The organism is Dankookia sp. P2 (assembly GCF_050632255.1).
Taxonomy (GTDB): domain Bacteria; phylum Pseudomonadota; class Alphaproteobacteria; order Acetobacterales; family Acetobacteraceae; genus Paracraurococcus.
On record NZ_CP192581.1, the window covers coordinates 1,345,855 to 1,371,023 of the forward strand.

Annotated in this window: 21 protein-coding genes and 7 pseudogenes; 9 read left to right on the forward strand and 19 right to left on the reverse strand. The window is 70.3% G+C overall.

The genetic code is table 11. The features are described 5' to 3' along the window. Positions 1-673 precede the first annotated feature (673 nt). Positions 674-1,135: a hypothetical protein gene (locus tag ACQ86J_RS08075; protein ID WP_431270720.1), complete on the forward strand. Its 462-nt coding sequence runs from the start codon at positions 674-676 to the stop codon at positions 1,133-1,135. On the opposite strand, the gene ACQ86J_RS08080 is transcribed toward ACQ86J_RS08075, so the two are convergent. Beyond that, entirely contained in the window at positions 1,132-2,001 is an 870-nt protein-coding gene (locus tag ACQ86J_RS08080; RefSeq protein WP_431270721.1) for a c-type cytochrome, read from the reverse strand. The genes ACQ86J_RS08075 and ACQ86J_RS08080 overlap by 4 nt on opposite strands. Before the next feature lie 140 nt (positions 2,002-2,141). Then, on the reverse strand, positions 2,142-3,161 hold the full coding sequence (locus ACQ86J_RS08085) for a polyprenyl synthetase family protein (RefSeq protein WP_431270722.1): 1,020 nt from the start codon (positions 3,159-3,161) through the stop codon (positions 2,142-2,144). A 107-nt stretch (positions 3,162-3,268) separates the two neighbouring features. Between ACQ86J_RS08085 and ACQ86J_RS08090 the strand changes: the two genes are divergently transcribed. Together ACQ86J_RS08090 and ACQ86J_RS08095 are read left to right on the forward strand one after the other, a co-directional pair. After that, positions 3,269-3,481: a DUF2007 domain-containing protein gene (locus ACQ86J_RS08090; protein WP_431270723.1), complete on the forward strand. Its 213-nt coding sequence runs from the start codon at positions 3,269-3,271 to the stop codon at positions 3,479-3,481. Positions 3,482-3,572: 91 nt separating this feature from the next. Further along, a complete protein-coding gene (locus tag ACQ86J_RS08095; RefSeq protein WP_431270724.1) occupies positions 3,573-4,214 on the forward strand; it encodes a methyltransferase domain-containing protein in 642 nt (213 codons plus the stop codon). Positions 4,215-4,220: 6 nt separating this feature from the next. On the opposite strand, the gene ACQ86J_RS08100 is transcribed toward ACQ86J_RS08095, so the two are convergent. The 11 genes and pseudogenes from ACQ86J_RS08100 to ACQ86J_RS08150 form a co-directional block, all read right to left on the reverse strand. Next, on the reverse strand, positions 4,221-4,502 hold the full coding sequence (locus tag ACQ86J_RS08100; protein WP_431272331.1) for a hypothetical protein: 282 nt from the start codon (positions 4,500-4,502) through the stop codon (positions 4,221-4,223). Positions 4,503-4,695: 193 nt separating this feature from the next. Further along, on the reverse strand, positions 4,696-5,052 hold the full coding sequence (locus tag ACQ86J_RS08105) for an SCO family protein (protein WP_431272332.1): 357 nt from the start codon (positions 5,050-5,052) through the stop codon (positions 4,696-4,698). Beyond that, on the reverse strand, positions 5,015-5,377 hold the full coding sequence (locus tag ACQ86J_RS08110; protein WP_431270725.1) for an SCO family protein: 363 nt from the start codon (positions 5,375-5,377) through the stop codon (positions 5,015-5,017). The genes ACQ86J_RS08105 and ACQ86J_RS08110 overlap by 38 nt, the downstream gene beginning before the upstream one ends. Before the next feature lie 172 nt (positions 5,378-5,549). Further along, positions 5,550-6,509: pseudogene (locus ACQ86J_RS08115) on the reverse strand (ribonucleotide-diphosphate reductase subunit beta); the annotation flags it as partial. A 150-nt stretch (positions 6,510-6,659) separates the two neighbouring features. Next, positions 6,660-8,515 (reverse strand): annotated as a pseudogene (locus ACQ86J_RS08120) (ribonucleoside-diphosphate reductase subunit alpha). 567 nt (positions 8,516-9,082) lie between these two features. Further along, positions 9,083-9,274 (reverse strand): hypothetical protein, encoded by a 192-nt coding sequence (locus ACQ86J_RS08125; RefSeq protein WP_431270726.1) that lies wholly within the window; start codon positions 9,272-9,274, stop codon positions 9,083-9,085. A gap of 127 nt (positions 9,275-9,401) precedes the next feature. Further along, positions 9,402-10,373: an ArgE/DapE family deacylase gene (locus ACQ86J_RS08130; protein ID WP_431272333.1), complete on the reverse strand. Its 972-nt coding sequence runs from the start codon at positions 10,371-10,373 to the stop codon at positions 9,402-9,404. 885 nt (positions 10,374-11,258) lie between these two features. Continuing rightward, a pseudogene (locus ACQ86J_RS08135) lies at positions 11,259-11,414 on the reverse strand (ABC transporter substrate-binding protein); the annotation flags it as partial. Positions 11,415-11,482: 68 nt separating this feature from the next. Then, positions 11,483-12,246 (reverse strand): annotated as a pseudogene (locus tag ACQ86J_RS08140) (ABC transporter substrate-binding protein); the annotation flags it as partial. A gap of 190 nt (positions 12,247-12,436) precedes the next feature. Next, entirely contained in the window at positions 12,437-12,928 is a 492-nt protein-coding gene (locus ACQ86J_RS08145) for a hypothetical protein (RefSeq protein WP_431270727.1), read from the reverse strand. A gap of 159 nt (positions 12,929-13,087) precedes the next feature. Continuing rightward, the gene (locus ACQ86J_RS08150; protein ID WP_431270728.1) at positions 13,088-13,333 is read right to left on the reverse strand and encodes a transporter substrate-binding domain-containing protein; all 246 of its coding nucleotides are present in this window, start codon (positions 13,331-13,333) and stop codon (positions 13,088-13,090) included. A gap of 485 nt (positions 13,334-13,818) precedes the next feature. On the opposite strand from ACQ86J_RS08150, the gene ACQ86J_RS08155 reads away from it, so the two are divergent. Together ACQ86J_RS08155 and ACQ86J_RS08160 are read left to right on the forward strand one after the other, a co-directional pair. Continuing rightward, entirely contained in the window at positions 13,819-14,052 is a 234-nt protein-coding gene (locus tag ACQ86J_RS08155) for a hypothetical protein (RefSeq protein WP_431270729.1), read from the forward strand. Further along, positions 14,049-14,570 (forward strand): family 16 glycosylhydrolase, encoded by a 522-nt coding sequence (locus tag ACQ86J_RS08160; RefSeq protein ID WP_431270730.1) that lies wholly within the window; start codon positions 14,049-14,051, stop codon positions 14,568-14,570. Before ACQ86J_RS08155 ends, ACQ86J_RS08160 begins: the two co-directional genes overlap by 4 nt. Positions 14,571-14,828: 258 nt before the next feature. On the opposite strand, the gene ACQ86J_RS08165 is transcribed toward ACQ86J_RS08160, so the two are convergent. From ACQ86J_RS08165 to ACQ86J_RS08185, 5 genes and pseudogenes are all read right to left on the reverse strand, one after another. After that, entirely contained in the window at positions 14,829-15,179 is a 351-nt protein-coding gene (locus tag ACQ86J_RS08165) for an ArsC family reductase (RefSeq protein WP_431270731.1), read from the reverse strand. A gap of 5 nt (positions 15,180-15,184) precedes the next feature. Then, a pseudogene (gene guaA, locus ACQ86J_RS08170) lies at positions 15,185-16,760 on the reverse strand (glutamine-hydrolyzing GMP synthase). Next, entirely contained in the window at positions 16,757-17,314 is a 558-nt protein-coding gene (locus ACQ86J_RS08175; protein WP_431272334.1) for a GNAT family N-acetyltransferase, read from the reverse strand. The pseudogene guaA and the gene ACQ86J_RS08175 overlap by 4 nt, the downstream one beginning before the upstream one ends. Before the next feature lie 122 nt (positions 17,315-17,436). Continuing rightward, a pseudogene (locus ACQ86J_RS08180) lies at positions 17,437-18,770 on the reverse strand (RsmB/NOP family class I SAM-dependent RNA methyltransferase). Further along, a complete protein-coding gene (locus tag ACQ86J_RS08185; protein ID WP_431270732.1) occupies positions 18,767-19,345 on the reverse strand; it encodes a haloacid dehalogenase type II in 579 nt (192 codons plus the stop codon). The pseudogene ACQ86J_RS08180 and the gene ACQ86J_RS08185 overlap by 4 nt, the downstream one beginning before the upstream one ends. Positions 19,346-19,560: 215 nt before the next feature. On the opposite strand from ACQ86J_RS08185, the gene ACQ86J_RS08190 reads away from it, so the two are divergent. From ACQ86J_RS08190 to ACQ86J_RS08205, 4 genes are all read left to right on the forward strand, one after another. Next, entirely contained in the window at positions 19,561-20,346 is a 786-nt protein-coding gene (locus tag ACQ86J_RS08190; protein WP_431270733.1) for an SDR family NAD(P)-dependent oxidoreductase, read from the forward strand. Positions 20,347-20,777: 431 nt separating this feature from the next. Further along, complete coding sequence (locus ACQ86J_RS08195) at positions 20,778-21,146, forward strand: hypothetical protein (RefSeq protein WP_431270734.1); 369 nt, start codon at positions 20,778-20,780, stop codon at positions 21,144-21,146. Beyond that, the gene (locus ACQ86J_RS08200) at positions 21,146-23,245 is read left to right on the forward strand and encodes an ATP-binding protein (RefSeq protein WP_431270735.1); all 2,100 of its coding nucleotides are present in this window, start codon (positions 21,146-21,148) and stop codon (positions 23,243-23,245) included. Before ACQ86J_RS08195 ends, ACQ86J_RS08200 begins: the two co-directional genes overlap by 1 nt. 5 nt (positions 23,246-23,250) lie before the next feature. Further along, positions 23,251-23,478 carry a response regulator gene (locus tag ACQ86J_RS08205; RefSeq protein WP_431270736.1) on the forward strand — a complete coding sequence of 76 codons (228 nt, stop codon included), beginning with the start codon at positions 23,251-23,253 and terminating at the stop codon, positions 23,476-23,478. 37 nt (positions 23,479-23,515) lie between these two features. Here ACQ86J_RS08205 and guaB read toward each other — a convergent pair. Beyond that, positions 23,516-25,002 (reverse strand): annotated as a pseudogene (gene guaB, locus ACQ86J_RS08210) (IMP dehydrogenase). Positions 25,003-25,169: the final 167 nt, after the last annotated feature.

Here is a 25,169-nt window from a genome sequence, read left to right on the forward strand (position 1 = left end):
AAGGCGATCGCACCGATCGCCACCATCGCCCTACTGCTGACAGTCGTCGCGCATCGCCGGCGGCACGACGCCTGGCCCTGGCCGCAGGGCGCCGCCGCCTGGGTGGCGCTGGCGCTGTTCGGCTGGGCCGCGGTCACCGCGCTCTGGGCGCCGGAGCCGCTGCGGGCGCTCGGCACCGCGCTGCAGATCGGCGGCTTCGTGGCGCTCGGCGCCGGCGCCGCCCGGGTGATGGCCGCCGAGGACGCGCCCGCACGGCGCCGGCTGCTGCTGGCCGCGACCGCCGGGCTGGTCGCCGGCCTGGCGCTGGCGGCGATCGATGCCATGACTGGCCATGCCGTCCGCGCCGCGGTGCGCGGGTTGAAGGAAGTGCCGGTCACGCTCGCCTTCGGCCTCAAGCCCGCTGCCTCGGCCATGGGACTCTGGCTGCCGGTGGTGGCCGCGGCCGGCCTGCCCCGCTGGCTGCGGGGCGCGATCCTAGCGGCAGGCGCGGTGGTGCTGGTGCTGTTGCCGGGCGAGGCGGCGAAGCTGGCGGTCGTGGCCGGCGGCCTGGCCGGCGGGGCGGCGCTTTTGGCGCCGCGCTGGACGCCGCGGCTGCTTGGCGCCGGTCTCGGCCTCGCCATCCTGGCCATGCCGGCGGTGCTGGGGCCGGTGCTGGCGCGCGGCGTGCCGGCCGATGGGATCTCCCTCGGCGGCGCACCGGCTGCTGATCTGGGATTTCGTCACCGACCGGATCACCGAAAGGCCGCTGGCCGGCTGGGGGATGGAGGCAAGCCGGGAAATCCCGGGCCATCGCGATTCCCCGACCGCCGAGGCGCTCCGGCGCTTCCATCTCACCGGCCCCGGGGCGGCGCTGTGGCTGCCGTCGGCGATGCTTCTGCCGCTGCATCCGCACAACGGCGCACTGCAGCTCTGGCTGGAACTCGGCCTGCCGGGCGCGCTGCTGGGTGCGGCGCTGGCGCTGCTGCTGGGCGGGGCCGCGGCGCGGTCGCCCCGCCCGGCAGTGGCGACCGCGGTGTTGGCCGCGGCCAGCGTGACGGCGATGCTGAGCTTCGGCGCCTGGCAGGAATGGTGGGTCGGCGCCGAGCTGATGGCGCTCGCCGCCGTCGCCGCCCTCCCCGCCTGCGATCCGGGTTAGCGCTCCACCGGCGGCAGGCTGCGGAGATAGGCGATCAGCGCCATCATGTCCGCGGCCGAGATGTCGCGATACTGGGCGAAGGCCATCGGCGGATGCAGCCGGCGGCCGTCGCGGGAGACGCCGGTGCGGATCGCCCGCTCGATCTCCGCATCGGTCCAGGCGCCGAGCCCGCTGGTGCGGCTGGAGGTGATGTTGGCCGCGACCGCGCTGCCCCAGGGTCCCGCGAAGGCCTGCCCGCCGGCGCCGACCTTCGTCGTGTCGCGCCGGCCGCCTTCAAACATCGGCGTGTGGCATTCGATGCAATGCGCGACTGGCCCGGCCAAATAGGCGCCATAGGCCACGGCATCGCTCCGCGACGGCGCCGCGACCTGTCCGACCGGCGGGCCGTAGGCCGTCGGCAGCGGGATGCGGTAGGTGGATTTCTCCGCGACCTGCGCGACTGCCGGGACGCTGCGGAGATAGGCGACCATCGCCGCCAGGTCGTCATCCGCCAGGCCGCGATAGAGGCCGATCGGCATGGGCGGGCCGATCACCGAGCCATCGGGGCGGATGCCCTCGCGGATCGCCCGGGCGATCTGCACATCGGTCCAGCCGCCGATGCCGGTGGTGCGGTCCGGGGTGATGTTGGGGGCCACGGCGCGGAAGGGCGGGACATCCTCCACCACCCAATTGCCGGCCAGCGCCTTGCCGGGCAGCGGCCCGTTGGGGCCTTTCGGCGTGTGGCGATTGCCGCAGGCGGCGATGGTCTCGACCAGGTAGCGGCCACGCTCGAGCGGGGTCTGCGCCGCCGCGCCGAACATCGTGGCCCAGCCGATGGCGAGCGACAGGACGCCCCGGCGGAGCCGCATCCAGGCCTGGCGTGTCATGGTGGCAATCCTCCCGCAGTCGGTCAGGCCGGTGAGGCTAATGCCGCATACCAAGGCGTCGCAATGATACGCTGCCGGCCCGGCATCGATCCGGCCGGAGTCGCGGGATCACACCCTGCGGAGATGCCGCGGTCGGCCGGTCAGCGCGCCCGGGCGATGCAGAATTCGACGATGTCGGCCAGCGCCCGGCGCTCCGGCCCATCCGGGAAGGATCGCAGCGCCGCCAGCGCCTGGTCGCCATAGAGCCGCGCGCGCTCCACCGTGTCGTGCAGGGCGCCGTGCCTGGCGATCAGCCGCTGCGCCTCGGCCAGGTCTTCGGGGCCCTGCTCGCGCTCCTCCAGCACCCGGCGCCAGAAGCCGCGCTCGGCCTCGGTCCCGCGTTCGAAGGCCAGCAGGACCGGCAGGGTGATCTTGCCCTCGCGGAAGTCGTCGCCAACCGTCTTGCCCAGCTGCTCCTGCGCCGCCGAATAGTCGAGCGCGTCGTCCACCAGCTGGAAGGCGGTGCCGAGGGTACGGCCATAGGTGTCGAGCGCCTCCTCCTCCGCCAGCGGCCGGTCGGCGACCACGGCGCCGATGCGGGTGGCGGCGGCGAAAAGGGCGGCGGTCTTGCCCTCGATCACCTGGAGGTACTGCGCCTCGGTCGTCGTGGTGTCGTTCTGGGTGACCAGCTGCAGCACCTCGCCCTCGGCGATCGTGGAGGACGCGGCGGAGAGGATGCCGAGCACCTTCAGCGAGCCGTCCTCCACCATCAGCTCGAAGGCCCGGGCAAAGAGGAAATCGCCGACCAGCACCGAAGGCTTGTTGCCGAACAGCGCATTGGCGCTGGCCTGGCCGCGGCGCAGCGCGCTTTCGTCCACCACGTCGTCATGCAGCAGCGTCGCGGTGTGGATGAACTCGACGCAGGCCGCGAGCAGCACGTGCCGGTTGCCGCGATAGCCGCAGAGCCGCGCCGCGGCGAGCGTCAGCAGCGGCCGCAGCCGCTTGCCGCCGGCCGCGACGATATGCGCCGCAAGCTGCGGGATCAGCGCCACCGGGCTCTGCATCTTGTCGACGATCAGGCGATTGCAGGATTCGAGATCCGCACGCACCAGCGCCGTGAGCGCCGTCAGCGCATCCTCACCGCCGGACGCGGCCCTGTTGATCGGCGATGCTACCGACATCGCACCCACTTCCGCGTCCACGTCACTTGACCCAGTCCTAAGGGGCGGCACCATAACGACGCTCCCAGATGGCGGCAAGCGCAGGGAAAACAAGGATTTCGCACGTAATGCGTGTCGTCGCCGAGAGCACGGACCCCGTGCGCGTAAGTTTCCTGCTGGCATTGCTGCGCGATGCCGGCATCGCCTGCACCGTGTTGGACGCGCATATCAGCGCGCTGGAAGGCGGGATCGGTGCCTTTCCGCGCCGTCTGGTGGTTGCCGAGGAGGACCTCGCCCAGGCCCGCCGGGTGCTGCGCGAGGCTGGCGAGGAGACCGTATGACCGAAGCCGCGGCGCTGACCGAGGACCTGCTGCTGGGCGGCCGGGTGCGGCTGCGGCAGCGCTGCGCGGCCTCAGGGCCGGGCTGGATGCCGTGCTGCTGGCCGCCGGCGTGCCCGCCCTCCCCGGCCAGCGGGTGCTGGAGGCCGGCTGCGGCAGCGGCGCCGGTTTCCTCTGCCTTGCCGCCCGGGTGGCTGGGCTGGCGATCCTCGCGGTCGAACGCGACGCCGGGCTGGCTGCCCTGGCGAGGGCGAATGCCGCGGCTAACGGGCCGGCCGGCCGAGTGGAGGTGATCGAGGGCGATGTGCGGGACCTGACGCTCGCCCGCCGGCTGCCGCCCTGCGATCATGCCTTCGCCAATCCGCCCTTCTGGCCGGGCGGCACAGCGCCGCCCGAGGCGATTCGGCGCGCGGCGACGCATGAGGAGGCGAGCCTGGCGGACTGGGCCCGCTTCCTGGCGGCGCCGCTGGCCCGGCGCGGCAGCCTGAGCCTGATCCTGCCGGCGGCGCGACTGGATGCGGCCATGGCGGCGCTCGCGGCCGCGGGCTGCGGCGGGACCCGGCTGCTGCCCTTCTGGCCGCGCGCCGGGTTGCCGGCCAAGCGGGTGCTGCTGCAGACCCGGCGGGGCGGGCGCGGGCCGGCGCGAGTCGATCCCGGGCTGGTGCTGCACGACGCCGCCGGCTTCAGCGCGGCGGCGGAGGCGATCCTGCGGGACGGCGCGGCGCTGCCGGGCTGAAGCGGCTCAGCTTTCCTGGGTTTCGGGGTGACGCAGGTACCAAAGCCGCTCATGCGCCGCGACCAGGCTTTCCATGTTGCGGCGACGGTTGGTGTCCGGCGAGACGGGGCGGCGCGTCAGCATCATCTCGAGGATCCGGAGCAGCTGCTCGGCGACCTCGTAATCCGCTTGGTCGCAGGCATGGTGAAAGGCGATCAGGATCTTGTCGGACAGGCGGCGGCTATGCCGCGGCGCCGCGCCGCGTGCGGCATCGCGGGCGCCTTCCAGGTCCGAGGCCTCGTCCACCATCATACTCATCTCCAGATCCGGCCGGTCGGCGCCGGGCCTCCAGGTTATGGCATAAAAAACATATCAAACCCACAGGCGCGCAACCGGGGCCGACCAAACCGATATTCCGATGGCTGCGTCGCCGCAATATCGGTCGAGGTGTGGTCGGACCAGCGCTTCATTCCGGCAGGCTTTCCTCCGGCACGGTCGCCGGCTAGCCTGGGCGACCATTGATCTGGGCGGCAACCGCCGCGGCGATCTCCTCCGGCCGCAGGTCCGGGCGGTAGAGCGAGCGGACCCGGCCATCCGGGCCGACCAGGTAGATGAAGCTGGAATGGTCCATCAGGTAGTCCGTCATGTCCGGCCGCTGCGTGCGCGCATAATAGACGCGGTAGCGCCGCGCCACCTCGGCGATCTGCTCGGGCGTGCCGGTCAGCCCCTGCAGGCGCGGATGGAAGCGGCTGACATAATCGGCCAGCGCCGCCGGCGTGTCCCGCTGCGGGTCGACGGTGATGAAGACCGGCGTGACCGCCTCACCCGTGCTGCCCAGCGCGTCGAGCGCCGCGGCCATGGTGCCGAGCTCTGGTCGGGCAGACATCGGGGCAGAAGCTGTAGCCGAAATACACCAGCATCCAGCGGCCGGCATAGTCGCGCTCCGTCACCGGCTGACCGTCCTGGTTCACCAGGCTGAAGGGCCCCCCAAGCGCCAGCCCCTGCGGCAGCTGCACCCCGCCGGCACCGGGCACCGGCATCTGGCCGCCGAAGACCTGGCCCAGCCGGACGGCGAAGGCTTCGCCAAGCCCCTCGCCCGGGGCGCGGGTCACCCAGGCATAGGCCCAGACGCCGCCGAGCAGCGCGACCAGAAGAAGGGCGAGGAGACGGATGATCCTGAGCATGGCCCGTCGTGTGGCGGCGGGAAGGGGCCCGGGCCAGCACGCATGGCCCCGGCACGCATAACGGATTTTTAATGTTTCTTCGCGGCGGGGTCTTGAGCGGGGCAGGCCCGTCCCTGCCCCAAGGATGGCGGGCTATTCGCGCCGCCGCCGGCGCCGCCGACCAGTCCTGGCCGATGCTGGAGGCCCAGACATCCTCCCAGCTGCCTTCGGTGCTCGCCCGGGAATACTCGGTCGAGCGGTTCTCGAAGAAATTGGTGTGCTCCACCGCGTTCAGCATCTCGTCCAGCCAGGGCAGCGGGTTCTTCTCGATGTTGTAATGCGGCTCGAGGCCGAGCTGCTGCAGCCGGCGGTCGGCGATGAAGCGGATGTAGCGCTTGGTCTGCTCGGCATCGAGGCCCTCGACCCCTCCCAGCTCGAAGGCCAGGTCGATGAAGGCATCCTCGTGCTCGACGATGGTGGCGCAGATCTCGGTGAGCTCGCGCTGCAGCTGCTCGGTCCAGATCTCCGGGTTCTCCTGCACGAAGGTGCGGAACAGCCGGATGATGGACAGGCAGTGCAGCGTCTCGTCGCGCACCGACCAGGAGACGATCTGCCCCATCCCCTTCATCTTGTTGAAGCGGGGGAAGTTCATCAGGATGGCGAAGGAGGCGAAGAGCTGCAGCCCCTCAGTGAAGGCGCCGAAGGCCGCCAGCGTCTTCGCGATCTCGGTCTTGTCGGCGACCGAGAAGGCCTGCATGTAGTCGAACTTGTCCTTCATCTCCTTGTATTTGAGGAAGGCGGTGTATTCGACTTCCGGCATTCCCACCGTGTCGAGCAGGTGGGAATAGGCCGCGATGTGGATCGTCTCGGTGTTCGAGAAGGCCGACATCATCATGAGCACTTCCGTCGGCTTGAAGACCTGGGAGTAGTGCTTCATGTAGCAGTTGTTCACCTCGACATCCGCCTGGGTGAAGAAGCGGAAGATCTGCGTCAGCAGGTTCTTCTCGGTCGGCGTCAGGTTCTTCTGCCAGTCCTTGACGTCATCGGCGAGCGGCACCTCCTCCGGCAGCCAGTGGATGCGCTGCTGCATCAGCCAGGCGTCATAGGCCCAGGGATAGCGGAAGGGCTTGTAGACCGGGTTGGCGGTCAGCAGGTCGAAGCGGACCGGATGCTGGTCGGGAGGAAATTGCCGTCGGCCATGATGCCCGTCATTCGTTGTGCTTGGGGGATGTAGGGTCGGGACGGGGACTGTCCATGCGGGGGACAGCCCTGGATCAAGCGGAACCCGTCGGAATGGGCCTGCCTACTGGCAGGCGAGGCATTCCTCGTAATCCGTGCTCTCGCCGGCCTTGGCCATGATCGCCATCGGCCGCGGCTGCGGCACATGCGCCGCCATCACGTCGCCCTGCCCGACCACCTTTTCGCTGATCGTGTCGGCGCGCTGGATCGACAGCGAGCGGCAGTAGTACAGCGACTTCACGCCGCGCTTCCAGGCCATGACATGGATCTGGTGCAGGTCGCGCTTGTGGACATTGGCCGGCAGGAAGAGGTTCACCGACTGGCTCTGGCAGATATAGGGCGTACGGTCGGCGGCATGCTCCACCACCCAGCGCTGGTCGAGCTTGAAGGCGGTGCGGAAGGTCGCGCGCTCCTGCTCGGTGAGGAAGTCCAGGTGCTGCACGCTGCCCTTGTTGACCGTGATGGTGGTCCAGGTCTCGGCATCGTCGCGCCCGTGCTTCGCCAGCACCTTCTTCAGGTAAGGGTTGCGGACGATGTAGCTGCCGGACAGCGTCTTGTGGTTGTAGACATTGGCGGCGATCGGCTCGATCCCAGGCGAGGCGCCGCCGCAGATGATGGAGATGCTGGCGGTCGGCGCGATCGCCATCTTGTTCGAGAAGCGCTCCATGAAGCCGTATTCCGCGGCATCCGGGCAGGGCCCGCGCTCCTCCGCCAGGATGCGGCTGGCGATGTCGGCCTGCTCGCGGATGTGCTTGAACATCCGCTTGTTCCAGACCTTCGCCACCACGCTCTCAAAGGGCACGTTCAGCCCCTGCAGGAAGCTGTGGAAGCCCATGACGCCGAGGCCCACCGAGCGCTCGCGCATGGCGGAGTACTTCGCCTTCGCCATCGAGTCCGGCGCGGTGTCGATGAACTCCTGCAGCACGTTGTCGAGGAAGCGCATCACGTCGGGGATGAAGCGCGGGTTGTCCTTCCACTCGAACCAGGTCTCGAGGTTCAGCGAAGACAGGCAGCACACCGCGGTGCGGTCGCGGCCATGCTGGTCGCGGCCGGTCGGCAGGGTGATCTCGGAGCAGAGATTGGAGGTCTTGACCTCGAGCCCGGCCAGCTTGTGGTGCGCCGGCATCGCCCGGTTCACCTGGTCGGAGAAAATCAGGTAGGGCTCGCCGGTCTCGATCCGCGCCGTGAGGATGCGGATCCAGAGCGCGCGGGCCGGGATCTTCTTCACCAGCGCGCCGTCCTTCGGGCTGGTCAGCGCCCAGTCCTCGTCGGCCTCGACCGCGCGCATGAAGGCGTCCGGCAGCAGCACGCCGTGGTGCAGGTTCAGCGCCTTGCGATTCGGGTCGCCGCCGGTCGGCCGGCGGATCTCGATGAACTCCTCGATCTCGGGGTGGGAGACCGGCAGGTAGCAGGCGGCCGAGCCGCGCCGCAGCGAGCCCTGGGAGATCGCCAGGGTCAGCGAATCCATCACCTGGATGAAGGGCACGACGCCCGAGGTCTTGCCGTTGCGGCCGACCTTCTCGCCGATGCCGCGCAGGTTGCCCCAGTAGCTGCCGATGCCGCCGCCCTTGGCGGCCAGCCAGACATTCTCGTTCCACAGGCCGACGATGCCGTCGAGGCTGTCCGAGGCCTCGTTCAGGAAGCAGGAGATCGGCAGGCCGCGCGTGGTGCCGCCATTCGACAGCACGGGCGTCGCCGGCATGAACCAGAGCTTGCTGATGTAGTCGTAGATCCGCTGCGCATGCGCGGCATCGTCGCCGAAGGCGCTGGCGACGCGGGCGAACAGGTCCTGGTAGCCCTCACCTGGCAGCAGGTAGCGGTCGTCCAGCGGTCGCCTTGCCGAAGTCGGTCAGCAGCGCGTCGCGCGTCCGGTCCACCTGGACTTGGTGATGCCCCTTCCAACTGTACCGCATCGAACACGGTCACATCCCCCTCAATCCCCCGGACCGGAGCACTGCATGTTGGACGGTTCCTACACAAGATATTGGAGCGAGACTGCCATCCTAACACCATATCGGGTGTTGGGTTCAAAAAAATCGCTGCGCAAAAACCCCAGGCGGAAAGCCAATGTTGCCATTATGTTCGCACATAGGGCCGTGATCGCACCCTGCCCGTCAAGCCTTTCCTGCGGAGCTTCGGCCCCGGGGCGACCGGGTGATAAATCGGGGTGATTCGGGATGGCAGGGGCCAGCCCGCGATTGTCCTGGGCGGGAACATTCGGGGCGTGCGTGGCCGGCTGAACCAAGCCCAGACCAGGAATCTCCTGACCCGACCGGAATTTCTGGTCTAGCCGGGATCGACTGGCGCCCGGCCCGGCCCACAGCCGGCGGCCCCGGCGGCGCAGGGCCGCGCCCGACGCGGCTTCGGCGCGGTCGCCTCGGGCGGGCGCTCGGCCGATCGGCCGTCGCGGCGGGCTTCCGCCGCGACGGCTCGGGCCTGGCCGAGGGCGTCTTGCCCTTGCCCCAGCTGCGGACCTCGGCCCAGATATCAGCCCGGTTCGGACTGCAGCGGCGCCAAGCTCAGGGTGCCGGCCGCCCCGCCGCCTGGCCGCGCCGCGGCGCCGGCCCGCGGCCTCGGCTCATCCTGCGCCGAAGCAAGGGCCGGCAGCAGCAGCAGGGCGGCAGCGACGGCAACCGGCCGCCATCCTGGCCGGGCCGCGCGCGCATCGGATGCGGGCATGACCATCCTCCTCGAACTGGAAGGCCGGTCTTTGTCAGGGATGCCCCGGCAGGCGCAAGCCTTCAGGCGAGCGGGCGGGTGCCGCACCAATCGGCGATGAAGGCGGCGATCGACAGGGTGGTCTTCTTCAGATGCGCCAGCTCGGTGCGTTCGTCGAAGGCATGCGCCCCTCCCCCTTCGGCCCGTAGCAAAGGCCGGGAATGCCGAAATAGAGGCCGTAGAAGCGCGTGTCGTTGACCGCGGTGGTGATCCGGGCGGGCATCGCCTCGCCGAAGACCTGGGTATGGGCCGCCGCCAGCACCGCCTCGGCCTCGCTGCCCGGCTCCAGCACGTAGCCATCCGCCAGGAAGCCGTGCCAGGTGACGGAGGGCGGGTTGTTGGCGAGGAAATTGTCGCCCTTCGCGGCTTCCGCGACACAGCGCTCGACCGCCGCGCGGGCCTCGGCCACGTCGGTGCCGGGCAGCAGGCCAATGCGGCAGTCCACTTCGCACCAGGCCGGGGTGGAGCTCGCCCAATCGCCGCCGCGGATGATGCCGGGGTTGAACTTCAGCGGGCTCTCCATGTCCTTGTACCAGGGGTGCGCCTTGGCCTCCTGGTTGATCCGCTTCGTATGCTCCTGAAGCGCCTGGATCAGGTGGTAGGCGGACAGAATCGCGTTGCTGCCGGATTGCGCCACCGCAACATGCACCGGCACCCCACGCACCGCGATGCGGAACCAGAGCGTGCCGGTATGCGCCCGGGTGATGGTGCCGCCGGTGGGTTCCGGCACCAGCGCCGCCTCCGCCCGGTAGCCGCGCAGCAGGGTCGAGAGCGCGCCGTTTCCGGTGCTCTCCTCCTCCGTCACGGTCTGCACATGGACATCGGCGGCGGGCTCGAGGCCGGCAGCCTTCAACGCATCCATGGCGAAGACCATGGCGGCGACGCCCGACTTCATGTCATGCGCGCCACGGCCATGCATCCAGCCATCCCTGATGGTCGCGCTGTAGGGCGGGTAGGTCCACATATCGGCCGGGCCTTCCGGTACCACGTCGATATGGCCCTGCAGGATCAGGCTGCGGCCGGTCGGGTCCTTGGCGCGGTGGGTGGCGACCACCTGCACTCGATTTCGCCGGATCGGCTTCGACCATCGGGCTGGCCTTCTGGTGCTGCGCCAGCGGCACGTCGGCCAGGGTGTGGCGGTCCACCGAATAGCCGCGCGCGGCAAGCTGGCGCGCCATCCAGTCCTGCAGCGGCGCTTCGTTGCCCCTGGTGCTCGGAAAGCGGACGAGGTCGCCGAGGAAGGCGACCTCTCGCTCGAAATCTCGCCTCCACCGCGGCAGCGAGGCGGGCGAGCAGGGCGGCGTCGGGCATACGAGGGTCCTTGGCGGATGGTCCCGGCAAGCCTCCGTCCGCCACCACCGCGGGTCAACCCGGCGGGCGCGCCAGCCGCGGCTCGGTCATGTTCGGCGGGCTCGGGTCGTAGACCACCCGGTCGCGCCGCCCGGCCCAGGCGTTCTTCAGATTGATGACCGGGATGACGCCTTTGTCCTCGAGCAGCGCGCGCATCGCCGCCTGGGTCAGGTCGCGCCGCCGCTCCTCGTCCATCGTCGCCAGCGCCTCGGCCAGCGGCGCATCCACCGCCGGGTTCGAATAGCGCTGCCGGTTGAAGGCGCCATGGCCCCGCTCGGCATCGCGCGTCATCACCACGTTCCGCAGCGGTATGATCGAGGTGTAGCTGCTGTAATAGGTCATGAACATCGAGAAGTCGCGGTTGGTCGCCCGGGTGAAGAGCGTCGCCGGCGGCAGGGTCTGCACCTGTGCATCGACGCCGATGCGCGAAAAGCCCTGAGCGATCGCCTGCAGCAGGTTGTCGTCCGAGGGGAAGAATCCGTTTGGCCCGTGGATGGTCATCCGGAATCCCTGGGGGTAGCCCGCTTCCGCCAGGCAGCGCCCGGCCGCGCGCCGGATCGAAGGGCAGTGGCCCGCTTCCTTCCAGCCGATGCTCCGCTCCCGGAGCGGCGAACTGGTCGGCCGGCGAGGCGAGGCCGCTGTAGAGGCGGTCGGCGATCTGCTGGCGCGGTATGGCGAGGGACAGCGCCTCCCGCACCCGCCGGTCTGCCAGCGGGTTGGCCGGAAGCAGCTTGCCCTGCCTGTCCACCATGAAGGGAGAGGATCCCGCATCGCATCCGGTGCCAGGTAGACGAAGGTGATGCTGTCGATCTGGAAGACCGCGAAGCGCGGATCCTGCTGCAGCCGCGGCACGTCCTGCACGGGGACGTAGTCGATCAGGTCCACTTCGCCTGCCAGCAGCGCCGCGGTGCGGGACCCCGCCTGCGGGATGAAGCGGTAGACCACGCGATCCCAGGGCTCGACCGGGCCATACCAGTCCATGTTGCGGGCCAGCTCAGCCGCTCGCCCTGGCGGTAGTCGACATGACGGTAGGGGCCGGTGCCGATCATCAGCCTGCCGCTGTTGAAGTCGGCGGTCTGCGGATTGGGGCCGTGGATCTTCCGCGAGAGGATGACCGGCGACGCCATGTCGAAGCGCATCATCGGGTTCGGCTCGCGCGTCCGCAGCAGGATCGTCTCCGCGTCCACCACCTCGACCGCCGAGATGCTGCGCACGGCCGAGGTGAAGAGCGCCGGGCTGTTCGGCACGGTGGGCACGCGGGCGAAGGTGAAGGCGACATCCTCCGCCGCGAAGGGTGTGCCGTCATGGAAGCGGGCGGCGGTGTTGAGCTTCACCTCCCAGGTCAGGTCGTCGAGCGGCCGCATGCTGCGCGCCAGGCGCGGCTGGAAGCGGACCTTGTTGTCCAGCTCGAACAACGGCTCGAACACCATGCGGGCGATCTGGTTGTTGTTCTGCGTGTTGTGGTAGTGCGGATCGAGCGCGCTGGGCGGCGTCTGCGCGCCGATCGTGAGCACGCGCTGTGCCGATGCCGGTGCGCTGGCGAGCAAGGCAGCCGTGATGGCCGCCGCGAACAAGCGATGCATGGGGACCTCCCGATCGGCCGGTCTTTGCCGGCCTGACCGGGGAAGCCTCGGGTGCGGCGGCCCGCCGCGTCAAGCCATAGGTGTGTGCGCTAGCCCGCGATCGCCCTGGGTGGAAACACTCAGGGCGTGAAGCGCCGGCTCCAGCAAGGCCGGAGCGGCGCTGGCCTGGTACGGTCAGGCAAACTCCGGTCTAGCGGATCGGCGGCGCATATTGCAGTCCGCCCTTGGTCCAGAGGGCGTTGATGCCGCGCGGCACGCCCATCGGGGTGATGTTGCGCTCCCAGCTTTCCTCGAAATTGCCGACCTGGCGGATGATCCGCACCGCCCAGTCGTTGTCGAGACCCATCGCGCGGCCGAAATCGCCGGACTTGCCGAGCAGCCGCTGCACGTCCGGGTTGGTGCTGGCCATGAAGCTGTCGATGTTCTTGCTGGTGATGCCCAGCTCCTCGGCCGTCACCATGGCGAAATGGCTCCAGCGCACCACGTCGAACCAGCGCCAGTCGCCCTTGCGCACCACCGCGCCCAACGGTTCCTTCGAGATGATCTCCGGCAGCAGGAGGTATTGCTCGCCTTCCTTGCCCTGGCTGGCGCGGAAGGAGGCGAGCGAGGAGGCGTCGTTGGTATAGGCGTCGCAGCGGCCGCTGATGAAGGCCTGGCGGATCTCCTCCGGCTGCTCGATCACCACCGGTGTCCATGCGCATCCCGTTGGCACGGAAGTAGTCCGCGAGGTTCAGCTCGGTCGTCGTGCCCGGCTGCACGCAGACCGTCGCGCCATCCAGCTGTTTCGCCGATTTCACGCCGAGCGACTGCTTCACCATGAAGCCCTGGCCATCATAGAAATTCACCGAGGCGAAGGCGAGGCCGAGCGCACCTCGCGCCCCATCGACCAGGTCGTGTTGCGGACCAGCAGGTCGATCTCGCCCGACTGCAGGGCGGTGAAGCGTACCTGTGTGGTGGTTGGGACGAAGCGCACCTTGTCCGCATCGCCGAGCACCGCGGCGGCGACGGCCCGGCAGGCATCGACATCGAGCCCGGCGTAATTGCCGCGCGCATCCGGCAGCGCGAAGCCGACCGCGTTGATCGACACGCCCGCAGGACAGTTGGCCGCGGGCGCGGATGGCGGCGATGGTGTCCGGCGCCGGCTGGGCGACGGTGGACATCGTGGCGGCGACGATTCCGAGCAGCGCCAATCCGGAAGCGCCCGGCCAGCTGATACATCACGCTCATTCCCCCCGCGTGGACCCGCATGGTCCGAAGCCAAGCTTCGCCGCCGCTTAGCGCGCGGCGCAAGATCATTTCCGACAAGTTTTATAGCGAGAATGACCATGCAAAAGCCGAGGTGTCAGGCTGCTTTCACATTTTTGCCTACGAAACGTATATTATCTTCAATCCTTGCACTGCGAGTGTGACGCAGGGTAACCCGACATTGCCGCCGGCGCTTCCGCCGGCGCGTGACGCAAGTCAGGGGGGTACGAGGACGTTGGGTCCCCGGCCGCGGCCCGAGTGCGCGCCCAAGGTGCGACGCGGGCTCCCCCACCCAGAACACGACCTCAACGCGGGAGACCGGGTTTAATGAGCAGCTATTTCTCAGAGAGCTTCAACAACGGGGTCGGCGCCCTCAGCCACACCTGGGGCAATGGCATCGACACCAGCGTGCGCGGCCAGGTGACGATCAGCGGCAATAGCGGAATTATGGAGAACCCTTGGGGTCTCCGCCGCCGGCCATGGCTACGGCACCTACAGCATCACCGCGTCGATGAGCGGCCACGCCGCCGGCCCCGCCGCGCTGCTATGGCCGGGCAATGACAAGTGGCCGGGGCCGGAGATGGACCTGGCGGAGTTCATCAACGGCCGGGCCTACGGCACGATGCAACTACAATGGCGGCGGCAACGACGTCTATGGCTCGATCTTCTACAACGGCCTCGACGAATCGAAGGTGCACACCTACACGCTCGATTGGCAGCCCGGCAAAGTCACCTTCCTGGTCGACGGCCAGTCCTACGGCGGCTTCTCCGACAATGTCAGCCGCGACTTCGACCATGGCGGCATCAACGAAGTCTTCTCGATCATGAACCGCGGCGGCGGCACCTCGATCACCGTCTACGACATCTCCTACTCGCCGTCCGGCGGTGGCGGCGGCGGCGCGGTGCAGGCCGAGGTGACGACGGGCGGCGCTCGGCAGCAGCGCCGAGGTCGTGCTCGACACCGGCGACGTTGCCCAGGCCAGCGCCTCGCACGACTACAGCCAGTACGAGGGCCTGCCCGGCTGGATGTGGCCCGCCGAGATGCGCTGGTGGGACTTCGTCTGATCCGCACCGGCTGACATCCACGCCCGTTCCGGGATCCTCGCGCGCGGCCCGCCTCAACCAGGCCGCGCGCTTGGATGCCTCACGTCTGCTCAGGGTAGGGCAGGCGGCGGCGACGCGCGCCCGGACACCCGGCACGCCCCTGGGCGGGAGAGGAGTGTCGCCAACGCCGCGCCAGTCCGCTCGATGCCGGGCTGCCGCGTTCCCTCCACGCCGGCCCGCGCGTCCGGTGCCTGCTGCCGCGCCTCAGGCCCGGCCGGGTGTGGCGCGCAGGGTCAGCGGCCGAAGCGCGCGGCGTAGAGCTCCGGCCTGAAGCCGACCAGCACGGCGCCATCCATCTCCAGCACCGGGCGCTTGATCATCGAGGGCTGGGCCAGCATGAGCTCGATCGCCCTGGCCTCGTCCAGTCCATCCCGCGCCGCCTCGGGCAGCTTGCGAAAGGTGGTGCCGGCGCGGTTGAGCAGCGCCTCCCACCCCACCTGGCCCAGCCAGCGACGCAGGGTGGCCTCATCGATGCCATGGGTCTTGTAGTCGTGGAAGGCGTAGGCGATGCCGGTCGCCTCCAGCCAGGCCCGCGCCTTCTTCATCGTGTCGCAGGCTTTGATGCCATGGAGGGTGACGGGCATCGCCGTCACTCCCACTCGATCGTCCCCGGCGGCTTGCTGGTGATGTCGTAAGTCACACGGTTGATGCCGCGCACCTCATTGACGATGCGGTTGGCCACGCGGGTCAGGAAGCCGATGTCGAAAGGATAGACATCGGCCGTCATGCCGTCCGTGCTGGTCACCGCCCGCAGTGCGCAGGCTTGCTGATAGGTGCGGCCATCGCCCATCACGCCCACGGTGCGCACCGGCAGCAGCACGGTGAAGGCCTGCCAGATCGCGTCATACAGGCCGGCGTTGCGGATCTCCTCGAGGTAGATCGTGTCCGCGCGGCGCAGGATGTCGGCCTTCTCCCGCGTCACCTCGCCGGGGATGCGGATGGCGAGGCCCGGGCCCGGGAAGGGATGCCGGCCGACGATCTCCTCCGGCATGCCGAGCTCGCGGCCGAGCACGCGGACCTCGTCCTTGAACAGCTCGCGCAGCGGCTCCACCAGCTGCATGCGCATATGGGCGGGCAGGCCGCCGACATTGTGGTGGCTCTTGATCGTGACGCTCGGCCCGCCGGTCGCCGAGACGCTCTCGATCACGTCCGGGTAGAGCGTGCCCTGGGCGAGGAAGTCGGCGCCGCCGAGCTTCTGCTGCTCCTCCTCGAAGACCTCGATGAAGAGCCGGCCGATGGTCTTCCGCTTGATCTCGGGGTCGGTGACGCCCGAGAGCTGGCCGAGGAAGAGCTCCGAGGCGTCGCGGTGGACGAGCCGGATGTTGAAGCGGTCGCGGAAGGTCTTCACCACCTGCTCGGACCTCGCCGGCCCGCATCAGCCCGTGGTCGACATAGATGCAGGTCAGCTGGTCGCCGATCGCCTCGTGCAGCAGCACCGCCGCCACGCTGGAATCGACGCCGCCCGAGAGGCCGCAGATGACGCGCCCGCTGCCGACCTGGGCGCGGATGCGGGCGATCGCCTCGGTGCGGAAGGCGCCCATGGTCCAGTCGCCGCGGCAGCCGCAGACGAGCTGGGTGAAATTCTTCAGCAGGGCGCCGCCATGCGGCGTGTGCACCACTTCCGGGTGGAACATGGTGCCGTAGTAGTGCCGCTTGTCGTCGGCGATCAGCGCGAAGGGCGCGCCCTCGCTGCTCGCCACCACGCGGAAGCCCTGGGGCAGCCGGGTGATCCGGTCGCCATGGCTCATCCAGACCTGCTCGCGCGCCCCCTTGGCCCAGATGCCCTGGGTGATGGCGCATTCGCCGGTGACGTCGACATGGGCGCGGCCGAACTCGGCGGGGTGGCCGCCCTCCACCGTGCCGCCGAGCTGCGTCGCCAGGGTCTGCTGCCCGTAGCAGATCCCAAGCACCGGCAGCCCGCTCTCGAAGACATAGTCGGGCGCGCGGGGCGAGGCGCCCTCGGTCACGCTGGCCGGGCCGCCCGAGAGGATGATCCCCTTCGGCGCGAATCCGCGAATCCGGTCGCCGGAAGCGGTGAAGGGCCAGATCTCGCAATAGACCCCGGTCTCCCGCAGCCGCCGGGCGATCAGCTGGGTGACCTGGCTGCCGAAGTCGAGGATGAGGATGCGGTCGTGCCGGGCGGCGGAGGGGGCGGGGGCGTTCATGCGGCCTTCCAGCACAGTGCCGCGAGCCGGGCAAGCATTGCCCGCGCCCTGCCCCGTCGCATCAGCCTTCCGGCGCCGGTGCGGTCGCTGCCAGCAGGGTCTCGATCGGGTCCCAGACGAAGGCCAAGCTGCTGCATCGCCTGGCCGGCGAAGCGGATCGTCTCCCGCGCCGCCGGGCGGCCGTGCAGGTGCTGGTAGAACCAGCGGGTGGGGTTTTCCTGCAGCACCCAGAGCATGACCGACCGGCAGCCCACCGCCGCCAGGTGCGCCGACATCGCCCGCATCAGCCGCCTGCCGATGCCGCGGTCGCGGTAGTCGTCCATCAGGTAGAGGGTCTCGACCTCGCCCTGGGCCAGCCAGTCCCGCCGGGCCCGGCCGCCGGAGACGAAGCCGATGACGGTGCTGCCCTCGCCCGCCGTGCCCGCCGGCGCATCGGCGCCCGAGGCGACGGCGACGAAGACCGCGTGGCCATGCCGGCGGTCGGTGATCGCCTGCTCATAGCCTGCGGCATGCCGCAGCGGCGAAAGCTCGGCCAGGTAGCCGTCGGGAAGCACGCCGGCATAGGCCGTGCGCCAGGTCGACACATGCACGGCGCCGATGGCTTCGGCGTCGGCTGCGCGGGCGCGGCGGATGCAGATCATGCTGCACGCTTCCCTTCCCAGGCTCGGCCCCTGCGTCAGGGCCGTCGTTGCAATACGGCGGCGAAGAAGCCGTCCGTCCCATGCTGCGCCGGGCTGGTGACCAGATACTTTCCCCGGCCGGCGCATCCCCCTCCATGCCCGCCGCGGCCCAGGCCTCGGCCAGGGGCAGCGGCGCGAAGTCGGGGTGGCGGTCGAGGAAGCCGGACACCTGGTCCTCATCCTCCTCGGGCAGCAATGAACAGGTAGCGTAGACCAGACGCCCACCGGCCCGCACCAGTTCCGCAGCGATATCCAGAATTTCACCCTGTTTGGCGCGGAGCTCGGCGAGATCCTGGGAACCGGTGCGCAGCCGAGCGTCAGGGTTGCGCCGCCACGTACCTGTACCCGTGCAAGGTGCATCGACGAGGACCCGGTCGAACTGCCCGGCCCGCCGCTTCGCCCAACGGTCGCCGGGCTCGAACAGATGCCGCTCGGCATTGTCGACCCCGGCGCGGCGGAGCCGGCGAACCGCCCCTTCCAGCCGCGGCGCATTGACGTCGCAGGCGGTGATGCGGCCCTTGTTCCGCATGGTCGCCGCCAACGCCAGGGTCTTGCCCCCTGCCCCGGCGCAGAGATCGGCCACCCGCAGCCCAGGCCGGGCATCGGTCAGCAGGGCGATCAGCTGGCTGCCCTCGTCCTGCACCTCGATCAGCCCGTCGCTGAAGGCCTTGGTCGCGGTGACCGGGCGGCGGGAGGGCAGCCGGAGGCCCCAGGGCGACCAGCGGGTCGGCTCCGTCTCGAACCCCTCGGCGGCGAGCACGGCCGCCGCCGCCTCCCGCGTCGTCTTCAGCAGGTTGGCGCGGAGGTCGAGCGGCGCCGGCTGCTCCATCGCCGCCGCCTCCTCGGCCAGCCGGTCGCCGAAGCGGGCGCGGAAGCCGGGCAGCACCCAGGAAGGCAGGTTCAGTCGGACCTCCTCCGGCATGTCGGGATGCACGAGGCCGGTGACGACGCCGGCCGCCGTCTCGCGGTGGTGGGCCAGGGTCCGCAGCAGCCGCTCCTCCAGCACGTTCAGCGGCTCGGCGGCGTATTGCCCGCCGGGGTAGGCGCGCAGCACGGCCTCGACCGGCTGGCCCTCGGCCAGCAGCAGCTCGGCCGCCACCAGCATCCGGCCGGTCGGCCGGCACTTGGCCCAGGCCAGCCACCAGTCGAGCCGCATCCGCTGCCGGACCACGCCCCAGGCGCGGTCGGCGATGGCGCGGCGGTCGCCGCCACCGATGAAGCGCCGGGCGCGGAAGAAGTCGTTGGCGATGGCGTCCGCGGGCCGGCGCGGCTGCGCCTCCAGCGCCTCCAGCAGCTCGATCGCGGCGGCCAGGCGGGCGGCGGGGGTCATGCGAGGCGCTCCGGCAGGGCGGCGAGGTCGGGCAGGATGGTGGCGGTCTGGTCGAGCCAGTATTCGGCCGGCCCGCCCGAGCGGTTCACCCAGAAGACCCGGAAGCCGAAGCGCTGCGCACCATAGGCGTCCCAGGGATTGGAGGAGACGAAGGCGACCTCGTGCGGCTGGCAGGCGAAACGGGCGGTGGCGAGCGCATAGACCCGCGCATCCGGCTTGAAGCAGCGCAGCGGATGCACCGACAGCACGTCGTCCAGCAGCGGCCCGAGCCCGCCAGCGGCGACCGAGGCGGCCAGCATCTCGGGCGAGCCGTTCGACAGGATGGCGGTCGGTATGCCCCGGGCGCGCAGGCGCGACAGCATCGGCGCTGCCTCCGGATAGGCGTCCAGCTCGCGGTAGGCGGCCAGCAGATCGGCCCGCAGCGCCGGGTCGGCCACGCCATGCACCGCCAGCGCGTGGTCGAGCGCCTTCCCGGTCAGCGTCCAGAAGGGCTCGTAGGCGCCGGTGGCGGAGAGGATCCAGCTCCATTCGATCTCTGCTTGGCCCGCCAGAGCGCGGAGACGGCCCCGGCACACGCCCCCAGCCGGGCGGCATGGCGGCCGACCGCGGCATGGACATCGAGCAGCGTGCCATAGGCGTCGAAGATCGCGGCTTTCGGCTGCGGCATCGGGGTCCTCCGGTGATCGGCACCCTGTAGCGCATCCGCGGCGGAAAGGCGGCATGCCCGGTGGCTGGCCCCTTCCGCCGCGGCTTGGGCAGACTGCGCCGGCCAGAAGAAGCGGAGGAAACCATGCAGAACCCGATGGCCCTGACGGGCCGCACCATCGTCGTCACCGGCGCCGGCCAGGGCATCGGCCGGGCGATCTCGGACCTCGTCGTCGGCCTCGGCGGCAATGCGGTGATGGTCGAGCGCAACCCTGAGACGCTGAAGGCCACCGCCGCCGAGATGGACCAGGACCGCACCCTGCCCGTGCTCGGCAACGTCGCCGAGGAAGGCTTCGGCGAGTCCTGCGTCGAGCAGGCGGTCAAGCGCTTCGGCGCGGTGCACGGGCTGGTCAACAATGCCGGCATCACCCGCCCGGCGATGTTCGCCAAGATGACCATGCAGCAGTGGCAGGCGGTGATCGATGTCAACCTGACCGGCTGCTACCTGATGATGCAGGCGGTCGGGCGGCACATGATCGACCGCGCCAAGGCCGACCTGCCGCAGCCGACCGGCACCACCGGAGCGATCGTCAACATCTCGTCCACCGCCGGCAAGCGGGGCTCGATCGGCCAGGTGAACTACTCGGCGGCCAAGGCCGGGCTGTTCGGCATGACCATGACCGGGGCGCGGGAATGGGCGCGCTATGGCATCCGCTGCAACTCGGTCGGCTTCGGCACGGTGGTGACGCCGATGACCGAGGTGATCCGGTCCGACAAATTCGCCGAAGCGACCATGTCGCGCATCCCGATGGGCCGCTACGCGCAGCCATCCGAAGTCGCGCCGCTGATCTGCTTCCTGCTCTCGAACGGCGCGGTCTACATCACCGGGGAGAACATGACGGTCTCCGGCGGCAGCCACATGCAGCCCTGAGCAGGCCGCATCCCCGCCGGGGCCCGGAGGTCCCTGGCGGGGATTTCGGAATTGGGCGGCCTCAAGCCTGAAATTCCTTCAAATTGTTTGAGGCGGCGTCCGGCCGGAAGGCGGGAAACCGGCGGATGGCCTGCCCTGCAGCCCAGGTGATTTGAGGAATTCAGGGTTTGAGCGCCTGAGGCAGGCTGCGGCCGCGCCGGTTTCGGACAAAGCGCCAGCCGGGCCGAAGGGCGCCACGCCCCGCCGGCGGGAGGAGGCGGGAGGGATTCGGCTGCCAAAGAGCCAAAGACTATAATCCTATCACAAGTCGCCGCCGGCAGGCAAGCCGAAGCGGCCGGCCACTGCCCGCGCTCAGAACCCGGGTCACTTTGTAAATCGTCGGTTACGAAGCGGCAGGATTGTCGCCTATACCTGAGGGTGAGTTTCCCCCGATGGTGTGTAACCCTACCTTGCCGCATCCCGCCGCCCAGCCGCAGCCCGGCCCGCCCCCTGCCGCCCCGCCGCACCGCATCCGCTGGCCGGTCCGCAGCCGTGGCCTGCTCGCCGGCGGGATCCTGCTCAGCCTGCTGATCCTCTGCGGCGGCGCCGTCGCGCTCTGGCGCGCCCGGGAGGCGGCGATCGAGGACTGGAAAATCCGCGCCGCCGGCTTCACCACCATCCTCGCCGAGCACGCCAACCAGACCATCCGCGGCGCCGACCTCGTCCTCCGCTCGATCCAGCGGGAGGTGGACGAGGCCCGGCTCGACACCCCCCGAACAGCTCCGCGCCCGGCTCGGCAGCCACGGATTCCTGGGAGCTGATGCGGAGCGCGGTGAACGGCGCGCCGCAGATCGACGTCGCCAGCATCATCGCCCCGAACGGCGACATCGTGAATTTCACCCGCAGCTGGCCGGCGCCGCCGATCAACCTGGCCGACCGGGACTACTTCCAGGCGGCGATCCAGCCGGGCTTCGAGGGCGTCACCCTCTCCGCCCCGGTGCCCAACCGCGGCACCGGCAGCACGGTCTTCTACCTCGCCCGCCAGCTCCGCAACGCCGAGGGCGCGCCGATCGGCGTGGTGATCACCGGCATCCGCAGCGACTTCTTCATGCAGTTCTACAAGGCCATCGCCGCCGGGCCGGACTATGCCATCTCGCTGTTCCGTGCCGATGGCATCCTGCTGGCGCGGGAGCCGCTGCCCGACGGCGCGCTCGGCCGCTCCTTCGCCAACCAGGCGGTGTTCCGCGACGTGCTGAAGCCCGGCGTGATGGCCGGCGTGCGGCTGACCGACGGCGAGCGGCTGGTCGGCGGCCAGTCCGGGCTGCGCCTCGTCTCGCCGCGCCGGCTGGACGACTACCCGCTGGTCGCCAACGTCACCATCACCGATGCGACCGTGCTCGGCGACTGGACCCGCGCCGCCCGCTGGACGGTCGCCATCGTCGTCCCGGCCGCCCTGCTGCTGCTCGGGCTCAGCATCCTGCTCGCCCGCATGCTGGCGCGACGGGAGACGATGCTGGCCGAGGTCTCCGCCGCCTGGCGGGTTGCCGAGCAGGCCAATGCGGGGCTCCGCGTGGCGATGCGCGAGGTGGAGGCGGCGAGCCGCGCCAAGACCGACTTCCTGGCCAATATGAGCCACGAGATCCGCACGCCGATGAACGGCATCATGGGCATGAACGCCCTGCTGCTGGAGACCGTGCTGACCGAGGAGCAGCGCAAGTATGCGATGCTGACACGGGATTCCGCCGATGCGCTGCTGACCGTGATCAACGACATCCTCGACATCTCGAAGCTGGAGGCCGGGCGGGTCGAGCTGGAGGAGGTGGATTTCGACCTGGTCGCGCTGGTCGAGGACTGCGCCGCCCTGCTGGCCCCGCAGGCCGCCGAGAAGCAGATCGACGTCTCGGTCTTCGTCGATCCTGCCCTGCCGGTGCACATGCGTGGCGACCCGACCCGGCTGCGCCAGGTGCTGCTGAACCTGCTGAGCAACGCGGTGAAGTTCACCGCCACCGGCTCGGTCGCGCTGCAGGCGGTGCCGGAGGCCGCGGGCACGCCGGAGGCCGGCGCGGTGCGGTTCGAGGTGCGCGACACCGGCATCGGCATCGCGCCCGAGGTGCAGGCCAGGCTGTTCGACAAATCCAGCCAGGCCGACAGCTCGATCACCCGGCAATACGGCGGCACCGGCCTCGGCCTCGCCATCAGCAAGCAGCTGGTCCAGCTGATGGGCGGGCAGATCGGCCTGGAAAGCGCCACCGGCCGGGGCTCCCGCTTCTGGTTCGCCGTGCGGCTGCTGCCGGCCCGGGCGCCGGTCGCCCCGGCCCCTGCCCTGCCCTATGCCTGGCGCCGGGCGCTCCGCATCCTGGTGGTTGACGACATTCCGCTGAACCGGGAGGTCTTCACCCGCCAGCTCGCCGCACTCGGTTTCCAGGTGGAGGAGGCGGCGGATGCCCTGGCGGCGATGGCGGCGGTGGAGCGGTCGATCGCCGAGGGCCCGTTGTTCGACGTGGTGCTGCTCGACCAGATGATGCCGGGCATGTCCGGCCTGACGCTGGCGGGGCGGCTGCGCGCCATGCCGGGGGCGGAGGCGATGAAGCTGGTGCTGGTCACCTCGGCCGGGCTGCCGGAATCGCGGCGCAGCCTGGAGGGGCTGGTGGATGCGGCGCTCGAGAAGCCGGTCCGCCGCGGCGACCTGCTGGCCTGCCTGGCCCGCCTGACCCGGGCCGAGCCGGTCGCCCCGGCCGCCGCCCCGGCCCTGCCCGCTCCGGAGGAGGCGCCCGGCAGCCTGACCGTGCTGGTGGCCGAGGACATCCCGGTGAACCAGCTGGTGGTCACCGGCCTGCTGAAGAAGGCCGGCTACCGGGTCCGCCTCGCGGCCAACGGGGTGGAGGCGGTGGCCCAGGCCTCGGCGGGGGGATCGACCTGATCCTGATGGACGTGCAGATGCCGGAGATGGACGGGATCGAGGCGACGCGGCAGATCCGCGCGCTGCCCGGGCGGCTCGGCCGGGTGCCGGTGCTGGCGCTGACGGCCGATGCGATGACCGGGGCCGAGGCTTATTACCGTAAGGCGGGCTTCGACAACTACCTGGCCAAGCCGGTCCGCAAGGCCGAGCTGCTGGCCAAGCTGGCCGAGCTGGAGGCGCTGGTCCGCGACTGATCGCGGACCCGGCCGCGCGCCCGGCCGTGCGGGGGCCTCAGCCCTCCAGCCGGTAGTTCGGCGCTTCCCGGGTGATCGCCACGTCGTGGACGTGGCTCTCGCGCAAGCCGGCGCCGGTGATGCGGCGGAAGCGGCAGTTCTGCTGCATCTCGGGGACGGTGGCGTTGCCGGTATAGCCCATGGCGGCGCGCACGCCGCCGACCAGCTGGTGCACCACGGCGCCGACCGGGCCCTTGTAGCCGACCCGTCCCTCGATCCCCTCGGGGACGGATTTCAGCGTGTCCTGCACTTCCTGCTGGAAGTAGCGGTCGGCGCTGCCGCGGGCCATGGCGCCGAGCGAGCCCATGCCGCGATAGGATTTGTAGGAGCGGCCCTGGTAGAGGAAGACCTCGCCCGGCGCCTCGTCCGTGCCGGCGAACAGGCTGCCCATCATCACGCAGTCGGCGCCGGCGGCGATCGCCTTGGCGATGTCGCCCGAGGTGCGGATGCCGCCATCGGCGATGGCCGGCACGCCCTGGGCGCGGGCCGCGGCGGCGCTCTCCAGCACCGCGGTCAGCTGCGGCACGCCGACCCCGGCGACGATCCGGGTGGTGCAGATGCTGCCCGGGCCGATGCCGATCTTCACCGCATCGGCGCCGGCGGCGATCAGCGCCTCGACGCCTTCGGGGGTCGCGACGTTGCCGGCGACGACCTGCACCGCGTTCGACATCCGCTTGATACGCTCGATCGCCGCCAGCACGCCGCCGGAATGGCCATGCGCGGTATCGACCACGACGACGTCGACCTCGGCGCCGATCAGCGCCTCGACCCGGCGGAAGCCGTCCTCGCCGACGCCGGTCGCGGCGGCGACCCGCAGCCGGCCGAGCGCGTCCTTCACCGGATCTGGATGGGCCTGCGCCTTGTCCATGTCCTTGACGGTGATCAGGCCGATGCAGCGGAAGGCCTCGTCCACCACCACCAGCTTCTCGATCCGGTGGCGGTGCAGCAGGTGCCGCGCCTGGTCCGGGGTGATGTCGGCGGTGGCGGTCACCAGGTTGTCCCGCGTCATCAGCTCATAGACCCGGGTGCCGGGATCGCTGGCGAAGCGGACGTCGCGGTTGGTGATGATGCCGACGAGGCGGCCGCCCGGCTCGCCCGGCTTGCCGCGCTCGACCACCGGGATGCCGCTGATGCGGTGCTGGTCCTGGATGGCGCGGACATCCGCCAGGGTCTGGTCGGGATGGATGGTGACCGGGTTCACCACCATGCCGGATTCGAATTTCTTGACCCGGCGGACCTGGGCGGCCTGTTCCTCGGGCGTCATGTTCTTGTGGATGACGCCGATGCCCCCGCCTGGGCCATGGCGATCGCCATCGGCGCCTCGGTCACCGTGTCCATCGCCGCGGCGACGAGCGGGATGTTGAGGGCGATCTCGCGGGTCAGCCGGGTCCGCGTGTCGGTCTGGTTGGGCAGCACGGCCGAATAGGCCGGCACCAGCAGCACGTCGTCGAAGGCATAGGCCTCCTCGATCAGGCTGCTGCGGATGCGGCCTTGCGGGCCGCCCTGGGGAGCGGTGGCATCCGGGGGGAATCGGGGGCCATGGGGGACCTTTCGCACTCGGGCGCGACCTGCGCGACGCCCCCTCCCTTGGGGCGGGGATCGCGCCAGGGACGGGGCGGCTGATCCGCTGCCTTGGCGCGTCCCCTTAGACC

Excerpts from the sequence above, each read along its gene's own strand:
- ACQ86J_RS08075 (WP_431270720.1), top strand. The coding sequence starts at position 674 with ATGGGATCTCCCTCGGCGGCGCACCGGCTGCTGATCTGGGATTTCGTC.
- ACQ86J_RS08100 (WP_431272331.1), bottom strand. The coding sequence starts at position 4,502 with ATGGTGGACGAGGCCTCGGACCTGGAAGGCGCCCGCGATGCCGCACGC.
- ACQ86J_RS08090 (WP_431270723.1), top strand. The coding sequence starts at position 3,269 with ATGCGTGTCGTCGCCGAGAGCACGGACCCCGTGCGCGTAAGTTTCCTG.
- ACQ86J_RS08080 (WP_431270721.1), bottom strand. The coding sequence starts at position 2,001 with ATGACACGCCAGGCCTGGATGCGGCTCCGCCGGGGCGTCCTGTCGCTC.
- ACQ86J_RS08155 (WP_431270729.1), top strand. The coding sequence starts at position 13,819 with ATGAGCAGCTATTTCTCAGAGAGCTTCAACAACGGGGTCGGCGCCCTC.
- ACQ86J_RS08105 (WP_431272332.1), bottom strand. The coding sequence starts at position 5,052 with ATGGCCGCGGCGCTCGACGCGCTGGGCAGCACGGGTGAGGCGGTCACG.
- ACQ86J_RS08190 (WP_431270733.1), top strand. The coding sequence starts at position 19,561 with ATGCAGAACCCGATGGCCCTGACGGGCCGCACCATCGTCGTCACCGGC.
- ACQ86J_RS08085 (WP_431270722.1), bottom strand. The coding sequence starts at position 3,161 with ATGTCGGTAGCATCGCCGATCAACAGGGCCGCGTCCGGCGGTGAGGAT.
- ACQ86J_RS08205 (WP_431270736.1), top strand. The coding sequence starts at position 23,251 with ATGGACGTGCAGATGCCGGAGATGGACGGGATCGAGGCGACGCGGCAG.
- ACQ86J_RS08125 (WP_431270726.1), bottom strand. The coding sequence starts at position 9,274 with ATGCCCGCATCCGATGCGCGCGCGGCCCGGCCAGGATGGCGGCCGGTT.
- ACQ86J_RS08160 (WP_431270730.1), top strand. The coding sequence starts at position 14,049 with ATGACAAGTGGCCGGGGCCGGAGATGGACCTGGCGGAGTTCATCAACG.
- ACQ86J_RS08195 (WP_431270734.1), top strand. The coding sequence starts at position 20,778 with ATGGTGTGTAACCCTACCTTGCCGCATCCCGCCGCCCAGCCGCAGCCC.
- ACQ86J_RS08200 (WP_431270735.1), top strand. The coding sequence starts at position 21,146 with ATGCGGAGCGCGGTGAACGGCGCGCCGCAGATCGACGTCGCCAGCATC.
- ACQ86J_RS08110 (WP_431270725.1), bottom strand. The coding sequence starts at position 5,377 with ATGCTCAGGATCATCCGTCTCCTCGCCCTTCTTCTGGTCGCGCTGCTC.
- ACQ86J_RS08165 (WP_431270731.1), bottom strand. The coding sequence starts at position 15,179 with ATGCCCGTCACCCTCCATGGCATCAAAGCCTGCGACACGATGAAGAAG.